We start from the raw sequence: 16,953 nt of genomic DNA, 5'->3' as shown, positions 1-16,953 counted from the left end.
CTGTAATGCTGTGTTCACACGGTAAGAGTGGTCGGGGCCGCCTAGGCCCCTTGAGAGTCCTTCCGCTTCGCGAGTTGGTCTTTGAGCTGGCGCGGAATGTTGCGGATGATCAGCATATCGCGATCTTCATCGTACTCAACCGTCGATCCCAAATGATGGGCTTCGAAGGTGATAGCCAGGCCTTCAGCACGTCCGGTAAAGCGCTGGAACTGCTTCAAAGTCCGCTTGTCCGCCGGAATTTCCGGGGCCAGACCATAGTCCTTGTTCCGGATGTAGTCGTAGAAGGCTTTCGGTCGGTCTTCGTCGATCAGGCTCGAAAGTTCGTCCAGGGTTACCGGTTGCCCGAGTCGCGCTTGGGCGTTGGCGTAATCAACCAGCGTGTCGGTTTTCTCCCTGGCAGCTGCTTCTGGCAGGTCTTCGCTTTCAACGAAGTCGGAGAATGCTTTCAGCAGAGTTCGCGTCTCGCTTGGAGCATCGTGGCCTTCCTCGCAACCGATGAAGTCGCGGAAGTAGTCGAAAGCCTTGCGGCCACCTTTCTTGAGGAAGGAAATGTACTGGCGCGACTTGGGGTTGTTACGCCACTCAGACAGATTGATCCTTGCGGCAATGTGGAGTTGCCCCACATCGAGATGCTTGATGGCGGCTACCTCGAGGCCTTCGGTCAGCGCGACGCCGTCGCGGTGATGGAGCATTGCGAGCATTAGGTAGTCAGTCATTCCTTGCTGGTAATGCGCCAGCAGGAAATGGCCCCCGACAGTCAGGCTCGATTCTTCCATCATCACCAAGTGCTCGGCTGCCTGGCGGCTGAAGCTCACGAAATCCTGTCCGCCATCCAGGTACTCGCTCAGCCACCCACTCAGTGGATAGGCCCCCGATTGACCATGGAAAAGCCCCCAACCTTTAGTTGCCTTGGCGTTGTAGGCATCGTTGAGATCGGCAAGCAGGTTATCTGCGGCCTCGTTGTGTTCCAGTTCGGCATCCCGGGAGTGGAGTGCCGCCGGGTTCCCGTCGGGTTTCTTGTCGATAAAATGGACAATGCAATGGCGAATGGGCATGGGACCTCAGGTCAGACTGATAAGCAGAAAGCGGTTGCCGGCGAGATCCTAACGAGTGAGATCCTGCCGGCAACGGAGGAGGGCGATTAAGCGCAAGCGTCGAACCGGAACTCGCAAACTCGCTTGCGAGTGGCGCGTGCGCTGGGTCGATCGGTGACGAAAGACTCCGTTGGGATGCTGAACAGGCGGAGTTGGTCCCGTTGTTCGTGAACGGTGCAGATACTGCACTGCTCCAGCAGCACGTTGGTCGGCTCAGAATCGCGGTTGAAAACCAGCATGAGCCCCGAGGAGAGAGTTGGGATTTCCGGCGATAGTGAGCAGATACCCCCCTCGAGCTCCAGCATCAGGTCATGGAGTACAGGGGACCGCAGATCGGGGTGAACGATCAGCTGGGTGAAAAGCGTGAAGGTGCCATTACGGCGTGGCCATCCTTGACTGAAGAGTTCCCCAGCTAGGTAAACGTCCTGGCTGATATTGTCCATCGCGATGACCAGATCCAACCCTTTGCAGGTCGTGGCGATGAAATAGCCCTCTGCGCAGAGGAGAGCGTTGCCAGCAGTCTGTTCGGTATCGGTTACCAGAATTTTGAATGCTACTGCTCGGGCGTCTGCGCCGAACTGGTTGTATCCGACACTCATGTAGGCATGCAGGTCCTGGGTGGTACCAGGATTCAGCTTGATCAGCCTGCGTTCCGCGGAATCGAAGATTGCCTGCGGAGAAAATGCCTCCTTCAACTCCTGAACGGCAGTGTCCACCGTACGATCGCCATCCAGCATGTAGGTGTAACCGTCGAGAAGTTCGGGGGTGAATTTGACCATTTGCCTGATTCCTTTTGGCTGGGGGTGGGAAGAGGTTGCGCGATTTGTCGGGTGGCACAAAGCCAAAATGGCACGCTGAAATCCCGACTCGCCAAGCCGATAATCTGCCACCTGCTGGCGTGCCCGAACCCCCTATATTCAGAGTGTGAACTCCTCGCTTCCTTGTAGGTGACGTCACGCTGCGCGGCTATCCAGTCGACGAACATCCATGACCTGTGCTGGGGAAAAGACCACAACCTCGTAACTCCCGTCCGGGTAGGTGGCCATAAGTCCGTCATGACCGAGCTGCTCAAGTCGCTGCTGAATCTCAACCCCAAAATAGCCGTCGGTTTCAATAGCCTTGCCTATCAGCTCAATTGCAGTCTCTTCCGAGAAAACCTGCTCGATTAGGGGAACGGCCGGACTGTCCAGGTCGTAGTCATGCTCAAGGCTGGCCAGGCAGTGGAAAGGGTTGCTCATGTTGAGCTTGACCTCCCAGACAGAGCCGCCAGGTCCTGCGTATTCATCGGCACAGGCTTGATCCCCGAAATACAGGCCCGCACCAAAAGTGCCGCGACTTGCGGGCTGGAATTTCGTGGTTCTGGCTTTGGTACCGCGGTAGAAGTGCTTTTGCTTCGGGAACATGGTTCTCTCCTGATCGAGTGGTCATGTTCCATCAAGATGGGGGGTGCCTGAACCGAAGGGGAAAGTGCCGACCTTCAAAAAAAAATGCCGGAATGCTTCTGGCACAAGAAGGACGGCTTGATAGTGACTCCATCGCGGGGCAAAGGGCCCAGCCACAGGAGCCAGCATCATGCAGAACGCCACCAACATTTCCGCATTCGAACAACGCTACAACGAAAAGCTCGAAGAGCTCGCAGCTGAGCTGGATGGAGTCCTGCCTTCCTATCGCGAGCTGATGGCCCAGGTATCAGGCCTGCTGGCCGAAGACGGTCATCCTCTTGATGTGATCAGCGGATATGACGACTTCGAGGCGTTCTTCACCTGGCTCGACACGCTAACGGCATACGACCAGATGGATGAGGATGGTTCGCTCGAAGACCATAAGCCCCTCTTGGAAGTCGTCTACGAGGCGATCCGCGCTGGCGTGGTCTGACATCTGGGACGAAGCCCGACACACCTCTTTGAGTGCGTGTCGGGTTTTGGATTTTCAGTCTTTAGGCGGAGATTCTTCGCTGGGTTGATTGGGCTCCATCGCGGGATCAGCTACGGGTGATTCTGCCGGCGGGAGCAGCTCCGCGGCCGAATCGAAGCTCAGCCCAGGCTGCGTCTCAGAGCTGTTCATCACAGAGTGATACAGGCCCTCGCCCACCTTCCAGCCCGGATATGCAGTCAAGCCGCCGCCAAAGGCGATTACCAGCGCTGTCAGCACGATTCCGATCCACTCGATAGAACGCTTGATCACTTTGACGGTGGTGGAATCCGGCTCATGACGGTAATTCTCGTTCTGTTTTGTCCTAATCTCTAGAAACACCTCGCGAAGCTGGGCTAGGAGCTTGTTGGCTTCGACCTCGCTGGTGAACCACGCAAGTGTGTTGTAGCCCTCCTTCACCTGCACCAGGGGCTTTTGGGAATCGAAGGGATTGTCCTCTTGAATGGCCGTGAAGGAAGTATGGCCGCCATAGCCGCAACGTACCGCTGTGAACTGCCCCAGGGCATTCAGATGGATGTCGTCCTGATGGACTTCGATTTGGACTTCGTCCGCCGATTCGAAAACCTTCTTGTCTCGAATGCTGATCATGTTAGCTCCCTGGGTGAGAAAGGCCCTAGTGTCCTGCCCGTGGACGCGCGCACAAGCGAAATGGCAGGGCTAAATTTCGGCCTAGGCCCCACCCAGGAATAGAAAACCCCGCCGAAGCGGGGTTTCAAAGAGTTGGGGTTGAGCTCAACTCACCTTCTTGGACAGATCCAAGAAGGTGAAGCCTTTAACCTGCTGGAGCTGGCGCTCCAAGTGACAGATCAACTCAGCTTTCGCCCGGCTGAATTGCTCCACTCGTGTTTCCTGCGGTTTGGACTTGGAAGGGACCATGTAGCCGCCGATAAGGTTTTTGACGTTGTCATGCTCATAGCGATTCAGCGGCGAGGGAGCCGCCCCGGTTTGACTCTGCGCCCATTCTTCCTGAGCAGCTACGACCTTGAAAGCGTTATCCGCAGGCACGCATTGCCGGAACACCTGGTTCTTCAGCCAGTTTTCCATCGTGACTCGGTGTTCGTCCAGGTCCTCGGCGGCCAGGCCCTGGTAGTCATTCAGGAAGAACCAGTTGACATCACCCCAGCGGCAGTTGTCATGCCAGTCCGGGGTAGAGAAAACCTCGATTCGGCCGGCATACGGGGCTACGAACAGGCATTCGCCTTGGCCCAGATCAGCCATGGTCCCGAGAGGCATCTCTATCAGGATGTCAGCAATCTTGAAGCCGACCTCCTGCATGCGCTGATAGGCCACGCGCTCCGCCTCGTCACTGGAGGAGGCGTTGATGTCGCGGTTGAGGTCGAGAGTGTTGGGGTTATTGGTGTTCATAGAGTAGATCCTTCGTTGATAAATTCGATGGACCTATGGTGGGGCTGCGCCGGTTGTGCCAGAACCGGTGCAGCAGACCGAGCTGGAAATGCTCAGGCAGAACCGTGAGCCAGATTCAACAACGCTTCCGGGAGCGCGATGATGTGGCCCTCCGCATAGCTTTCGACGCGGATCTTGCCGAAATCAGATCCCAGGGTCCTACCAAGCTCGAACACCCCGATGACGTTGATGGCCCGAACGCCGAAGCAATAACTGCCGCTTCAAGGCGGCTAGTAGATTTCTCGCAGTTTCATTGCAGGGTTGGAGCACAGTTCAGCCCTCCAGGCTGGCTTGCGGTTGGGTAACCGATGCGCCAGGCAAATAGTGTTCGGGTCCGAGTTTCTCTGGAGAAATGCGCTGCAACGCCCATCCATCTACATACAACCAGCCATCTTGCTCCTGGAAGGAACCCTCAAGGAGGCTTGTCCGGTATCGCTGCGCGTAGGCTTCGACCTCCGCATCAGGCGGCACCGCTGGCAGGCCTTTCTCCGCTCGGGTCTGTGCATCCCTCACTGCCCGGTCAAGACGCATCTGAGCCGCGGCCCTGTTCATTCGCCCTCTTAGGGTATTTTCTGAATCCTCAAGATCGGGGTCGATCCCCATCAGCTTGACCTCGTTGCTGAAGCTGGATACGGCTATTTCGAGGTGCGCCTTCCATTGCTCGGCTTGGTACCGGCACTCCAGATCGAGCTGAGCACTGGTGGTGATTCGGCCAACAGATCGATCATAGTGGGCGATCATGCATGCTTCGGATTGATCAGCGCGGGTTGGTTTATGCCAGTAGCGCCACCGGAACCCGAGATCCAGCCAGCCAGGTTGCGAGACGATCATTTCCGAGTTGTTGAGCCGTTCGACCACAAGCCAGGGAGTCTGATCGATCCTTACCGCATCGACGGGCGGTTCGTCTTCAGTCAGCAGCTCGTAAGCGACTGGCCCGTCTAATGGGGCGAAAACCTTTTCGGACTCCACAACGTCGTACCAGGGGTAAGAATGGGACAAGGGAGGCGGCAGCACCAGTGGCTGCTTGCCGGTACGGAGCCGATGGTAGAGCGAGCTCTTGTCGGCAAGGTGGTTGGGCATTGCGCCGGCCGCGGCAACAACCTCGAGATAGCGCTGCCACACTGGGCAGCATTCCAACGGCGTGTTCATTGTGATCCTCCAGGAGTTCCTGAGGTTCATGATGGTAACGGCGGACTCAAGCTTGGATACGTCAAAACGCAACGGTGAATTTACCGGTTATCCTCGTCCATCGGTGCCGATTTTGATTGGCGGCTACTCATTGATTAGAGGCTCTGGAGAAAAAGCATGAGCACGGCAGATGATGGATTCCCAAGGCGAGTAAAAGAAGATTTAAGGCGGGATGTTGGGGGGTATTGTTCGGCCCCATTTTGTGGGATTCAGACCTTTGTCTACGATCGGGCCAGGCGCAAAGACAAGCTGACCGGCGATGCTGCGCATATATGCGGGGCGCGCCCAGATGCTGCCCGATATTACGATCTGCCAATGGATGTGGATCGACACGGCTATGAAAATGGCATTTGGTTGTGCGCGGTTTGCCATCGCATGATCGATCACAGCGCTCACCTCTACCCAGTAGAAATGCTGCACTATTGGAAGCGCTTGGCTATCGCCGCTCACCAAGCCGGGGGGCGCCGCCCTCAAGTTCTATTGGTTGGCAGTGATCTCACCCGCGATCATCAAAATGCGGCGCAATTCCTCAATGAGGTTTGGCAGGTCAGAGTGAGGTTCCGGGAGGAGAAGTTCCGTGTATCGCCCGGGGATCGGTTCAACTCCACTGTAAAGTTCGAGACGGAGTTCGCCAGACTGATTCGTAATCGGGCCGGAATGTACATGGCCAAGCCGTGGAATGCATACCATCCGCACTGGACATTCACCCCGGAAATTCAGGTTTGGGAAAGTGAGATCGTTCGGATGGCTGGGCGCCTGGCCGAAATGCCTGCCCTGGCATTGATGGGTGAGGGAATGTTCGATTTCTACCACCAGGTGGACGAAGAGGGGAATTTGGTGTTCCGCGACGAATCAACGAGGGCGCTGCACATCTTTGTGCAGATGCTGGAGCGCTTCGACGAGTTCCTGACGGATTACAAGGGGCCCCAGCAGAACCCCTATGGCTCCTCACCCTATGGCTTCTAGCAGGGGCGACTAATCCGAGGCGGAAGGTCTCTAGGACCTTCCTGCTTGGCAGTTCGAGTGCTTCATCGAAGGCCTGCGAGGGAAGCATGGTCTTGTGGCAGAAGCAGCAGGGCCGGAGTAATCCCGGCCCGCCGGCGCAGTCAAGCTACTGCTGCGGACTCCACACTCTGTACCAAGAGTGCGATTGGCTCCAGGGCCTGATATACGACTTCGCCGTCAATGGTCTCATGTGCCAGCAGTTGATCGACGATGAAATCCAGCTCTGAACGGTGGTTCTCGATCAGTGCCAACGCCTTTTCGTACCCAGCCTTCAGAAGCGCATCCACTTTCTCCAGGATGACTCGGGCATCGATTTCTATTCCGAGCTCTTGCATAGTCGCCAAGCTGGTGAGGCATTCGTCCTCGGACATCCCGTAATTGGTCACCATTGATAGGGCTATCCTGGTGGCTTCTTGCAGGTCCCCAGCAGCGCCAGTGGATACTTCCTGAAAGACGTTTGCTTCCGCAGCGCGGCCCGCTAGGACCATAGCGAGCTGCGACTGAATCTCGGACTGCAAATGCAGGCGCTTGTCTTCGAGCGGAAGAATCAGAGTGACGCCTTGCGCAGGCCCGCGGGGGAGAATGGTGACTTTTTCCACCCGTCCGGTGTTGAGCAGCGCGCCAACCAGTGCATGACCAGCTTCATGAACGGCCACTCTGCGGCGGTCCTTGGAGCTTGCCAGTTTCTGGTTCTCGTCCGCTTCACCCATGCGCTGGATCTCGATCGCTTCCAGGATGTGGTGCATTCCAACTTCGGTATCGCTGCTTCGAGCAGCGAGAAGCGCTGCGTTGTTCGCAACGAAGGCGATAGCCGCCGGCGTCAGCCCCATGCAGTTCTTGGCAAGGCGGTCATAGTCCAGGTCTTCTGCCGGCTTGGTCTTGTCCAAGTATAGCTGAAGCAAGCGAACCCGGTCCTCGAGCGTCGGAAGGGGGACATGAACTGTCCGATCGAAGCGACCTTCCCGGCGCAGAGCTTTGTCCAGGGCTTCGACATGGTTGGTCGCGGCAATCAGCATCACCCCTGTGTTCTCGCTAAACCCATCCAGTTCGGTGAGGAACTGATTGACGATGCGGTTCCCTTCACCATCGGCAAGTCGCCCTTGGTCGACGCGCCGGCCAATCCCGTCTATCTCGTCGATGAACAGGATGCATGGCGCTTTACGGCGTGCCTCTCGGAACAGGCCCTTTACCTTCTGGATGCCAACGCCATAGAACATACTGCTGAAGCTGCTGCCATTCGCTTCGATGAAGTTCACGCCACACTCATTTGCCAGCGCCTTGGCCAAGAGCGTTTTGCCTACGCCCGGGTCGCCAGTGAACAGGACACCTCTGGGTGGTCGCGCGTTCAGGAGGGCGAAATTCTCCGGGGTCCGCAGCCAGGCGGTCATGTCCATCAGGGTTCGCTTTGCCTCATCGCACCCGATCACGTCCTTGAAGGTGACCTTGGATGTCGCTTTTTTCCTTCGAATCGTGAGGTAGGGGCTCAACATGGGCCAGAGCATGCACCCGAAGAAGAGGACCATCATCAGTTGAACCGCTACGTCCAGCGAACGGGCTGCGCTGATCTGAGGGCCGATCTTCAGTTCCTGAATGGTGAACAACGGAGTCTTTTCGTTGTAGATCAAGTTGAGCAACTGCCGGGCTACTTGGCCGAACTGGTCGCTCACGACATAGGCCCGTTCGTCCTTGGTCGTGATGTAGATGTCTTCCTTCCCGATGTCAGCTTCGATGACGTTCCCCAGACGGACGTCTTCCAATAGGTTGTCCAGCGTTTTCCTGTTATCGGTCCACCGGGAGGGGTTCTTACTGATCTGATCCATGATCGTTGCATGGTGCTGTTCAGCAGTCCTAACAGGCCCCTGGGGTTGCAGGAATTGGTTGTACGCCCAGTAACCGCCGAACAGCACCAAGGTGAGTGCGCACCCGATCATTGACTGCACATACTTGTTGCGCAGAGACCGGCGGATGCGCGTGAGGAGCGAGTCTTTCATGGAGTTCCCTTTAGGCCGGGCCCAAGGCTGGCCCGCTGGTGATGAAAAGATCATGGGCAGGTGGAGTGTTCAAGCCATCTCCACCTTCTGAAAAGCTGGCGGTTGTCAAAAGCCCATGCCGAGCTGCTCTGTCAGCTGGGTGGCAGGAGTAGGCTTGGGCGCCGGCGAATGGTTGCCCGCAGGCGCGTCTGCAGGCACGTACACCGGCTCCTTCTGCAGGCCCAGTTCAACTTTGATCTTTTGGACAGCAAGGTAGGCCTCGACGTAGGGACGGGTGTGTTCACCGTGAAGCCCACGAGTGCTCAGGTTGATCCCTACCTTTCCACTTGCATCAGCCATGAGGTAGCGACGGCCATCTTTGATCACCTGAACGAAGCCCTGTGCATATCCACTCTCCGCGAAGCGGGTAAGGCGGTCTACTTCAGAGAAACGTGAGCACAGGCTTGTGTACAGAACCTGTAGGCGATGCTCGGCTTTCTTGAGGTCGTCTTGCTTCGGATCTACGCCGGCCCATTCGAGGATAGTGGCCCAGGTGCCGGATTGAGTGCGCGGCAGCTGGACTCCGGTAACTGCGGTGAACACTGCCTTGCCGACATTGTTCAATCCGTTTGCCAGGAAATTGAGCGCATACGCATCGCGCGCCAGGATCGCTTCGGCGAAATGCAGGTGATAGTCCCGCACCTGGATTTCTCGACCGGCGCGCCCGCCCAGCTCCTGAGCGTACATGGCTGCTATCCCTTCGACCGTATGGGTCTCAGGTGAGGTTTGGAATTTGCGTGCTGCAGTCATCGTGTAGCCCCTGGCTGTGTTCAGAATGGACACAGTTTCAGGGCAGACGATGCGTGCCAGAACCGCAGTGAATTGCCCTGCGGCCCTGGTAGAAGGCCTTACAGGCGCTGAACTTTTACCTTCAGCTTGATCTCATCAGCACCTATTCCGTTAGCAATTTCCAGCTCAGAATTAGCCATGACGACCATGCTGCTGTTTAGACTTTGGATACGGAAGGATGCTGATTCGAGTTCGGTGTCTCCGAGTTTGAGTTTTTGCTCTTCGAGGACCTGAACGTAGCTACCGTCGACAGAGACAGCAAATTTGTCGTCGGACGCTTCTCGAGCCGTAATATCGGCCATGAACCCAACAGGCACCTTTTCCTTCTCTCGAGTCGGTTTGTTACAGGCGGGCTTGAAGGGATTCAACCAGCGGCTGATGCCTTCCCGACACGTCACCGTCACGTTGGTATCGATTTCCTTGAAACGCCCATCGTTGAAATGGGCGGTAGCCCCTTTCAAGATTTCCTGGGTACCGCTGCTGACCACAACGCCGCCCATGGTGACTTCGGTCTGGATCGAGATGCGTTCGCCGGCGGATGCAGGCACCGAAATTACAGCGGCCGCGACTGCGGCCAGAGCAAGCATGGGGAGTTTTGGCATTCGTTCTCCAAAGGGTATTTAAACCCTGTATTGAGGGGTGAAGCACCTTTTCAGGTGCTTCGTTCACTGAGGCGACTCAGTGCCTTGACAGCTTGAGTGAGCCTACTGTTCTTGGTCGACGGCGCTTCGCTGACTGACAGCCATGCAGCCCGCAACGAACATGAGGATGAGAAGGAAAAGGGCACCGATCCCCATGGTCGCCAGCAGACCGAAAATTCGATCCGGGTCAGCGGACATGTCCTGATCGAACATGGCGTACAGCCAGTCACTCTTGAAGCGGCCGAGATAGAAGGTGAGGCCGAGTACAGCGAAAATGATCAAGCGAAGCATGGAAGTCCCCTACAGAATTGACTTGAGAAAGTCGATTGCTGGGTCAAGTTGTTGGACGGGATTGACCTGGTGGTCATCCATGAAGCCGATCAGCAACTGGACCTCGGAACTGAAGGCACCCGAAGTCAAGAGGGCCTGCGCCAGCGAGCTGCCAACTTCGTATTTGGAAGCTGCAGCCTCCCAGTTACCGGCTGGTCCGACCTTAGCGATTTGCGAAATGCATCGTTGGACGGTGAACCCGCTTGTGAGTCCACCGCGGATAGACAGGAGGATTGCCAGTTGCGTCTGAGACGAAACCTCGGTTTCCTGGGGCTTGGTAGCGTCAGTGTTCTGGTTCATATGGATAGGAGGCCAATGGTGGAGACTCCTATCCTATGAAGTGGTGGCGGCCCGTACGAGCCAAGTTGAGGGGCTGAAATCCGTTGCGAACCGGGCCGGCGGACTCACTTCTTCGAGATGATCTCCAGTACCCGCACGAACAGGTTGATGATGTCCAGGTAGAGCGATGCCGCGCTGTCCACTGCGTTGTCGACGGTCCGCTCGATCTGGTTGGCCCGCCCCCAATCCACTCCTACGTATCCACAAAAAATGGCTGCGACAATCCAGTCCATTACGCCCAGTTTTACGTTGAACACGAAGATCTGCAGCAGCTCAACCACGATCGTGATGCACAACGCCCAGAAAAGCGCAGCCTCGATCCGTTTGAAGAAGGCTGGAAACAGCGTTCCCAAAACCATCATGGTTACCGTGAGGAGGGTGGTGACCCGAGCTGCTGCGATGATGTTTTCCTGCGAGTGGCCGGGAATGAACATGACCAGAACCAAGCCGATCGGCACCACGATCATGTTGTAGCCGAAGAAGCTAATGATCGGGTTCTTCGAGCTGAAGATGATGATGCAGCCGACGATCGCACTGACGAAGTATCCGATGATGAATACCAACGGGTTGATCGATTTGATGGTTTCGGTCGGGATGGTTGCAACCATCCACCAGTTTAGGGCGAAACCCCAGAGAAGTACCGCCCCGAGGATCAGGTTGTAAACCGATGCGGATATCTGGTGATAGCTGCCGGTACGGCTGAAAGTATCGTTCTTGAACATGATAGTTCCTTTCGCTCGACGTGTCCCCCATGGACATCGTCAGGTGCTGAATTCAATTACCTAGGGAATCTCCGAACAAGCCTTCAGTTATGCGAGAATCCCCGCAACACCTGATCCGAGCCGCCCATGAGCCAGATGAGCTTTTCCGACTTTGAGTACGCCGGCAAGCGCAAGCAAACCCGCCGAGAGCGCTTCCTCGCCGAAATGGATCAGGTGGTGCCCTGGGCAGGCCTGCTGGAGCTGATCGAACCGTTCTACCCCAAGGCCGGCGGCGGTAGAAAACCCTATCCTCTGGAAACCATGCTGCGCATCCATCTGTTGCAGAACTGGTTCTCCCTGAGCGACCCGGCCATGGAAGAAGCGCTCTACGAAATCACGCCCATGCGCCAGTTCGCACTCCTGACGCTGAGCGCGCCAATCCCCGAAGACACCACGATCATGAACTTCCGGCACTTGCTGGAGAAGCATCAGCTCGCACCGGCAATCCTTGCGGTCATCAATGGTTATCTGCAGGAAAAAGGCCTGTCGCTGCGCCAAGGCACCATCGTCGATGCCACCATTATTCATGCCCCCAGCTCGACCAAAAATAAAGAAGGCAAGCGTGATCCCGAGATGCACCAGACCAAGAAAGGCGGTCAGTATTGTGTGTCACGAACACAGGTCGTATGACCTGTGATGCTGTACCGAAGATGGAAGTAGGCCTTCCGAAGTCGGCTTGCAGGAGCAGGCTTCAAACCACCCGGTGCTGCTGCATCCAAAAGACCAGACAAGCGAGCAGTTTCACTTTCCTCGCAAAACTGGTCGAAGCGTGGGAGTGTGGCCAGATCGTAAGAGGCGTCTTCAGCAACCAGGTCCTGGGGGCGCTCTGCGAAAATCATCAGGTGCTCCAGGGCACGATTGAACTCGTGGTCGACGTCGGCTTCCTCGCACTGAGTGGCAGAGTTGAACCATTCCTGGAGCATTTCCTGCATCTCTGCTCGAACCCGAGCAGACCAGGCGCGGGAATCAGCACCAAGCCGGTTGGGAGTCGTCTGGGAGGGAATGTAGGTGTTCACGCCTCGGTCTCCATGGCCTGATCGATGTCTTCCTGGGTAAGAACGTGCGGCTGGACGTTCTCGACGAGACTGAAGTCGGGACGGCAATGCAGGCGCGCCCAAGCTTTGATCGGTTCAAGCAGAGCCTGCAGATCGGCTTTTGCTTCATCAGAAGGCTCCGGGTAGTCCTCCACCCATTCGCCGCAGTCGCTTCCCTCGGCCTCTTCTTGCATATGGATGAGGACGTTATCGACGTCGGGGATGTAATCTGCAGGATCGGGGTGGTGCATTTCGCCGCGAAATACGGTGGAACCCACCAGCAGGTGGTCGTTTCGCTTGAGGACTTCGGCCAGGCTTTCGTTGCGCCAGTCCTCTCCATTGTTGCTCCAGATGACTTTCCCATCGCGGGGATCGCGGTAGGACTGGGAGGCAAGGGCTTTGGTTGCCATGAGGGCTTGTTCGGTCATATCCATTCAACTCAGCAAATTTATAAGGTCGAGCGAGTAAACCATCCGGGCTGCCGGGGCTCACTCCAAGTCAGGGCGCTGAAAATCACTCTGCAGATTGCAGGTATTGGATCTCGTCGGAGGCCAATTCGATGAGACGGCTTTGAAGTGCAGATGCACTGGCATTGCCCAGTTCGTCTTTGTTGAACAGCACAACGGCGTAGCCCTGTTCACGAAGCATGGATATGGTCTGCTGGGAGGTTTGGAGCACCTCGGCGACGCAGATGCTGACCGATTTGCTCTCGACGACGGCTGGAGTGTTCCCGGTCAGGCCACCATTGCTGATCATGGTTCTGATGGATTCGCTGATCTGACGACCGAGTTCGCTCTCGGTGACGCTCTGGCTGCCTGGTTCGCCATCGTTCACGTCCACGGTGCCATGGATGGTTGCTACGAAGCGCAACTGGCGGACGCCTTCGTCAGCCACCAGGTCCATGGGGGGTTCGACCACCTTGCTGGCGCTGGGCTCGAGCAGGGAGTCATCGAGGAGCGACTGGATCTCGCCATGTACCCAGGACCAGTAGCCACTGATGGTGTCGTCTGCCGTTACGGCGACACGCCAGTCCTCTCGGGTGAAGGTCGGGTGTTGGCCGCCGCCGGCGGGGCTGTATTTCTCCTCGAGTTGATCGGCGGACAGGTGGATGTCTTGGTCGGTGGTGTTGCGCAGTTGCATGATGAATGCCTCATTCGTGATTGATGAGGCTCATCGTCAGCGGGCCGGGGATGTGGCAGAAGCGACGAAGGGGAAGATTTTCGTTGCCCATGTTTCAGATTGAAGCTGGCGGGTAAAGAAAAAATCGGCATACTCGCAAGAACTAAAGATTTTCCTGGTTAAGTGAAGAAAAACTTGGGAACCAGGGCGGAATGTAAGGAATTCCAGCATGCAGGCAGCAGGGTACGCACTACTTAATGAGCGGCTGGCGCTCTCGACGGTACCACTACGTCTTCCGGCCATTGTACAGCCTGTGACTCGTCTTGAGCGCATCGGCCAAACCCTGGCTGTACCGCCGGCCATCGCGCCAGCCCCGGATGACCTCCTGGGGAATGTACTGTTTGCCCTAAAGCATGAGGGCATCAATCTTTCGATTCTCGCGCAATCGCTCCCCCGGATTCCGGTTGAAGAGTTTGAGCGGGCGCTACAAGCCGCACCCAATGGGATCTATATCAGAAAGGCCAGTTTCTTGAGAGAAGCCTTCACCGGCGAGCAACTAGCCCAGCATGCACCAGTCCGGGGGCCATTCGTCCACTTGTTCGATCCGGAGCGCTACATCACAAGGCCTGGCAACCGGAACTCGAAGTGGCGTGTTGAATTCAATGGCCTTGGCGATCTCACCTACTGTGCCACCGTGGAGCGGACACATGCCATAACCGAGCTGCTCGAGCACGATATTCTTGGCCGCGCGAAAGTTTTCATGGAGTCTCTCCCGCCGGGGATGATGGATCGCGCTATCAACTGGGCCTACCTGAGCGAGACGAAGGACAGCTTCGCGATCGAGCGTGAGGCTCCAACGGAAGACAAGTCACGTCGCTTTATCCAGCTGCTGCGCCAGGCCCATGAGCGCCAGCCGCTGACTGAGGAATACCTGGTTGGGCTCCAAAACGCGACAGTCGCAAATCCTTACGATCTCGCCGCTGCCTTCCGGCATGAACAGAACCACCTCGCTGGCGCTCTTCAAGGGGCTGCAGGGGTGACATATGTGCCGCCGCCACCTGAGCTCTGCAGGGAGCTGATGGAGAGCCTGATGGGGTTTGCCAACGAGGCTCCCATGCAGATCGATCCGCTTGTTGCTGCGGGAATCATCTCCTTCGGTTTCGTATTTCTTCATCCATTCATGGACGGCAATGGCCGGCTTTCTCGTTTCCTCATCCACCAAGCGCTTTGTCGCGCCGGCGCGCTGGAGAATGGTCTACTGCTGCCTGTGTCCGTGGCCATGAAGCGAGAAGAGCGCATGTACCTCGAAGCGCTTCAGACGTTCTCGCGTCCGGTACGAGACTTCTGGGATGTGCAGTGGATCGACTATGGCCAACTAGCCTTCCAGTTCCGCGGGCACCCGGCGGTATACCGCTTCTGGGATGCTACGCCTTGCGTGACCTTCACTATGGTTATGGCCAGGCATGCATTGGAGGTTGAGCTAAGGGAGGAAACTGCGTTCTTGGAGTGCTTTGACGCCGTCTATAGGGCCGTAGACGAGCGATTTGATGTTCGCGGTAGTGAGTTGGCGCAGCTGGTAATGATGTGCCTGACCAACCAGGGGATCGTTTCGAAAAACCGGCGAAAGCAGTTCCAGTACACGGTGCCTGAGGAGGTGTTCGAGTTCATCGAGCAGGTCGCCCAGCAGGTACTGGGCGACCAACGCAACGAGGACAACGTTGGGGAAGGCGAGTAGGGTTAACCCTTTCGGAGACCATGCTCCGGGTGTCGGCTGCATTTGCAATTGTCCATGTAGAGCTTCACTGCGTCTTCGTTGGACATTTCGGCTGGCGCTTTCTGCAGGGTCTTTTCCTTCAGGATGCAAAGGCAACCACTTTCGAAGTAGTCGCGCATCTTTGCGTCATTCTCATCCCATGCCGTGATGTAAACGCCAGCCAGCTTCACCAGGTAGGTCAACTGCCGGTTAGCTGATCCTGCACGGCCAGCATGCGCCTCCGCCGGCTCATCACCACGGCGAGGAGTGATGGTGGCCAGCGAGTATTCGAAGGTGTTGTCGCAGCGGCTCAGAAAGTCGTAAGCCTCTTCCGGAGCATCTTCACTCACTTTGCGCTTCAAATCGCGCACCTCGCGCAAGGCTTGCTCCATCGCGGAGTGCGCTTGCAGGGCCTCATCGTCCACCAGCGCCAGCCAATCGCCGGTACGGGGTTTGGCCAGTGCTTCCGACAGCACCTTGGCTGCATGCGTGGAAACGGTGCTGACGAGACGGACAACTTCGTGGAATTCCATTTGATGATCCTGATCTAGTAGTTCGGACAAGTCATATCCTCAGGCTACCAGAGGTGTGCCAGCATCTTTGCGACGACGATAGACCTTCTTTTTCGGATCAGGTATCGACCACCCCCCAGGGATCAGCGCGCGAAGGTCATAGCCCATCATGAAGAGCCCTGCTTCGAAGGCATGGCACCGTTGAGCCAGGGAACTGTCCACTCCTGTGAACAAGGTGGTCCGTTCGAGCACGGCCCTCATGATCCAGCCCAGGATCAGCTGGCGCTGTGCCCAAATGTGGGGGCTTTGGTAGAGGAGCTGGGGAGTCCCGTTGTAACCGCGGCCGAGCATTGCTGGATTGCGGATCTGTCGAATCCTGTCAGATTCTGGATCGTCGAGGCCCGGTCCCCAGCCGAACATCCGGTGGGAAGCCAGGCCGTCGGCCAGAGCTTCTGACGAACCCCTATACAGGTGGTAGAGCATGGCGATCGCCGCCCCGACTCTTCCGTCATAGATCGGGGAACCATCCGTATCCAGAAGCGCATGGATTTTAGTCAGGCCCGAGTTGAATCTGCTAAACCGTTGTTTGGTGAGATCGGACAGCTTCTGAGTGCCTGCAGGGCTCAACAGGGGTTGCCGGTCGCTCAGGTACTTGACCAATTGTCCATTCTGGCTGAGTTCCTGGAGAAAGCCCCTCGAAGACGGCACATTCCCCCAGTCGAGAATGGCGGCACAGGCGCTGAACGTATCGCCCTGGTCTTTGGCCTGAACTGCCGATCTGAGGTCTTCCCGCAGAGCATCCAACCGGGCTTTGACGGTTGTCCATTTGCCCTTCCATTGGTATTGGCCCTGTACGGCTTCGATGCCTTGAACCTGCACATCTAGCCCCCCGGGCACAAACTGACTGGGAAGGCACTTGAGGTGTACTTGGAGAGTGGGTAGGTGGTTGGTCAGCCAGCGGACAAATTGTTCGACATCTGGCTGGGCGAGGAAGTATTCCCTTTCCATGATGGCTCCTGAGG

At 56.8% G+C, this 16,953-nt stretch carries 18 protein-coding genes and 2 pseudogenes; 4 read left to right on the top strand and 16 right to left on the bottom strand.

The annotated features are described in order from the left end of the window. Window positions 1-41: 41 nt before the first annotated feature. The 3 genes from yejK to GST84_14165 form a co-directional block, all read right to left on the bottom strand. Window positions 42-1,055 carry a nucleoid-associated protein YejK gene (yejK, locus tag GST84_14175; protein XGB13434.1) on the bottom strand — a complete coding sequence of 338 codons (1,014 nt, stop codon included), beginning with the start codon at window positions 1,053-1,055 and terminating at the stop codon, window positions 42-44. Between the two features lie 86 nt (window positions 1,056-1,141). Beyond that, window positions 1,142-1,873 (bottom strand): hypothetical protein, encoded by a 732-nt coding sequence (locus GST84_14170; GenBank protein ID XGB13433.1) that lies wholly within the window; start codon window positions 1,871-1,873, stop codon window positions 1,142-1,144. Between the two features lie 174 nt (window positions 1,874-2,047). Beyond that, complete coding sequence (locus GST84_14165) at window positions 2,048-2,497, bottom strand: hypothetical protein (protein XGB13432.1); 450 nt, start codon at window positions 2,495-2,497, stop codon at window positions 2,048-2,050. Between the two features lie 169 nt (window positions 2,498-2,666). Here GST84_14165 and GST84_14160 point away from each other — a divergent pair, with 169 nt between their 5' ends. Beyond that, entirely contained in the window at window positions 2,667-2,969 is a 303-nt protein-coding gene (locus GST84_14160; protein XGB13431.1) for a hypothetical protein, read from the top strand. Window positions 2,970-3,023: 54 nt separating this feature from the next. On the opposite strand, the gene GST84_14155 is transcribed toward GST84_14160, so the two are convergent. The 3 genes from GST84_14155 to GST84_14145 form a co-directional block, all read right to left on the bottom strand. Beyond that, window positions 3,024-3,614: a hypothetical protein gene (locus GST84_14155; GenBank protein ID XGB13430.1), complete on the bottom strand. Its 591-nt coding sequence runs from the start codon at window positions 3,612-3,614 to the stop codon at window positions 3,024-3,026. Window positions 3,615-3,758: 144 nt separating this feature from the next. Then, window positions 3,759-4,391, bottom strand: a complete 633-nt coding sequence (locus GST84_14150) for a hypothetical protein (protein ID XGB13429.1) — start codon at window positions 4,389-4,391, stop codon at window positions 3,759-3,761. A gap of 312 nt (window positions 4,392-4,703) precedes the next feature. Then, window positions 4,704-5,579, bottom strand: coding sequence for a hypothetical protein (locus GST84_14145; GenBank protein XGB13428.1), 876 nt, complete (start codon window positions 5,577-5,579; stop codon window positions 4,704-4,706). Window positions 5,580-5,993: 414 nt separating this feature from the next. Here GST84_14145 and GST84_14140 point away from each other — a divergent pair, with 414 nt between their 5' ends. Continuing rightward, window positions 5,994-6,584, top strand: a complete 591-nt coding sequence (locus GST84_14140; protein XGB15775.1) for a hypothetical protein — start codon at window positions 5,994-5,996, stop codon at window positions 6,582-6,584. A 140-nt stretch (window positions 6,585-6,724) separates the two neighbouring features. On the opposite strand, the gene GST84_14135 is transcribed toward GST84_14140, so the two are convergent. From GST84_14135 to GST84_14115, 5 genes are all read right to left on the bottom strand, one after another. Next, entirely contained in the window at window positions 6,725-8,614 is a 1,890-nt protein-coding gene (locus tag GST84_14135; GenBank protein ID XGB13427.1) for an AAA family ATPase, read from the bottom strand. A gap of 105 nt (window positions 8,615-8,719) precedes the next feature. Next, a complete protein-coding gene (locus GST84_14130) occupies window positions 8,720-9,340 on the bottom strand; it encodes a hypothetical protein (protein ID XGB15774.1) in 621 nt (206 codons plus the stop codon). A 161-nt stretch (window positions 9,341-9,501) separates the two neighbouring features. Then, window positions 9,502-10,044, bottom strand: coding sequence for a hypothetical protein (locus GST84_14125; GenBank protein XGB13426.1), 543 nt, complete (start codon window positions 10,042-10,044; stop codon window positions 9,502-9,504). Window positions 10,045-10,146: 102 nt separating this feature from the next. Then, entirely contained in the window at window positions 10,147-10,374 is a 228-nt protein-coding gene (locus GST84_14120) for a hypothetical protein (protein ID XGB13425.1), read from the bottom strand. Window positions 10,375-10,817: 443 nt separating this feature from the next. Beyond that, a complete protein-coding gene (locus tag GST84_14115; GenBank protein XGB13424.1) occupies window positions 10,818-11,474 on the bottom strand; it encodes a hypothetical protein in 657 nt (218 codons plus the stop codon). A 126-nt stretch (window positions 11,475-11,600) separates the two neighbouring features. Here GST84_14115 and GST84_14110 point away from each other — a divergent pair. Then, a pseudogene (locus GST84_14110) lies at window positions 11,601-12,116 on the top strand (IS5-like element ISPa41 family transposase). A gap of 119 nt (window positions 12,117-12,235) precedes the next feature. On the opposite strand, the pseudogene GST84_14105 reads toward GST84_14110, so the two are convergent. The 3 genes and pseudogenes from GST84_14105 to GST84_14095 form a co-directional block, all read right to left on the bottom strand. Next, window positions 12,236-12,436: pseudogene (locus tag GST84_14105) on the bottom strand (hypothetical protein). An 89-nt stretch (window positions 12,437-12,525) separates the two neighbouring features. After that, window positions 12,526-12,975, bottom strand: coding sequence for a hypothetical protein (locus tag GST84_14100; protein ID XGB13423.1), 450 nt, complete (start codon window positions 12,973-12,975; stop codon window positions 12,526-12,528). Between the two features lie 85 nt (window positions 12,976-13,060). Then, window positions 13,061-13,687, bottom strand: a complete 627-nt coding sequence (locus GST84_14095) for a hypothetical protein (GenBank protein ID XGB13422.1) — start codon at window positions 13,685-13,687, stop codon at window positions 13,061-13,063. A gap of 208 nt (window positions 13,688-13,895) precedes the next feature. Between GST84_14095 and GST84_14090 the strand changes: the two genes are divergently transcribed. Further along, complete coding sequence (locus GST84_14090) at window positions 13,896-15,401, top strand: cell filamentation protein Fic (protein ID XGB13421.1); 1,506 nt, start codon at window positions 13,896-13,898, stop codon at window positions 15,399-15,401. A gap of 2 nt (window positions 15,402-15,403) precedes the next feature. Here GST84_14090 and GST84_14085 read toward each other — a convergent pair whose 3' ends face one another. Together GST84_14085 and GST84_14080 are read right to left on the bottom strand one after the other, a co-directional pair. Beyond that, a complete protein-coding gene (locus tag GST84_14085) occupies window positions 15,404-15,952 on the bottom strand; it encodes a hypothetical protein (GenBank protein XGB13420.1) in 549 nt (182 codons plus the stop codon). A gap of 39 nt (window positions 15,953-15,991) precedes the next feature. Continuing rightward, window positions 15,992-16,939: a hypothetical protein gene (locus tag GST84_14080; GenBank protein XGB13419.1), complete on the bottom strand. Its 948-nt coding sequence runs from the start codon at window positions 16,937-16,939 to the stop codon at window positions 15,992-15,994. Window positions 16,940-16,953: the final 14 nt, after the last annotated feature.

The sequence above is a fragment of the Pseudomonas putida genome (genome assembly GCA_041879295.1).
In the GTDB taxonomy this organism is placed as follows: Bacteria; Pseudomonadota; Gammaproteobacteria; order Pseudomonadales; family Pseudomonadaceae; genus Aquipseudomonas; species Aquipseudomonas putida_Y.
The sequence above is the reverse complement of the archived record's forward strand: the minus strand, read 5'-3'. Positions and strand labels throughout refer to the sequence as shown.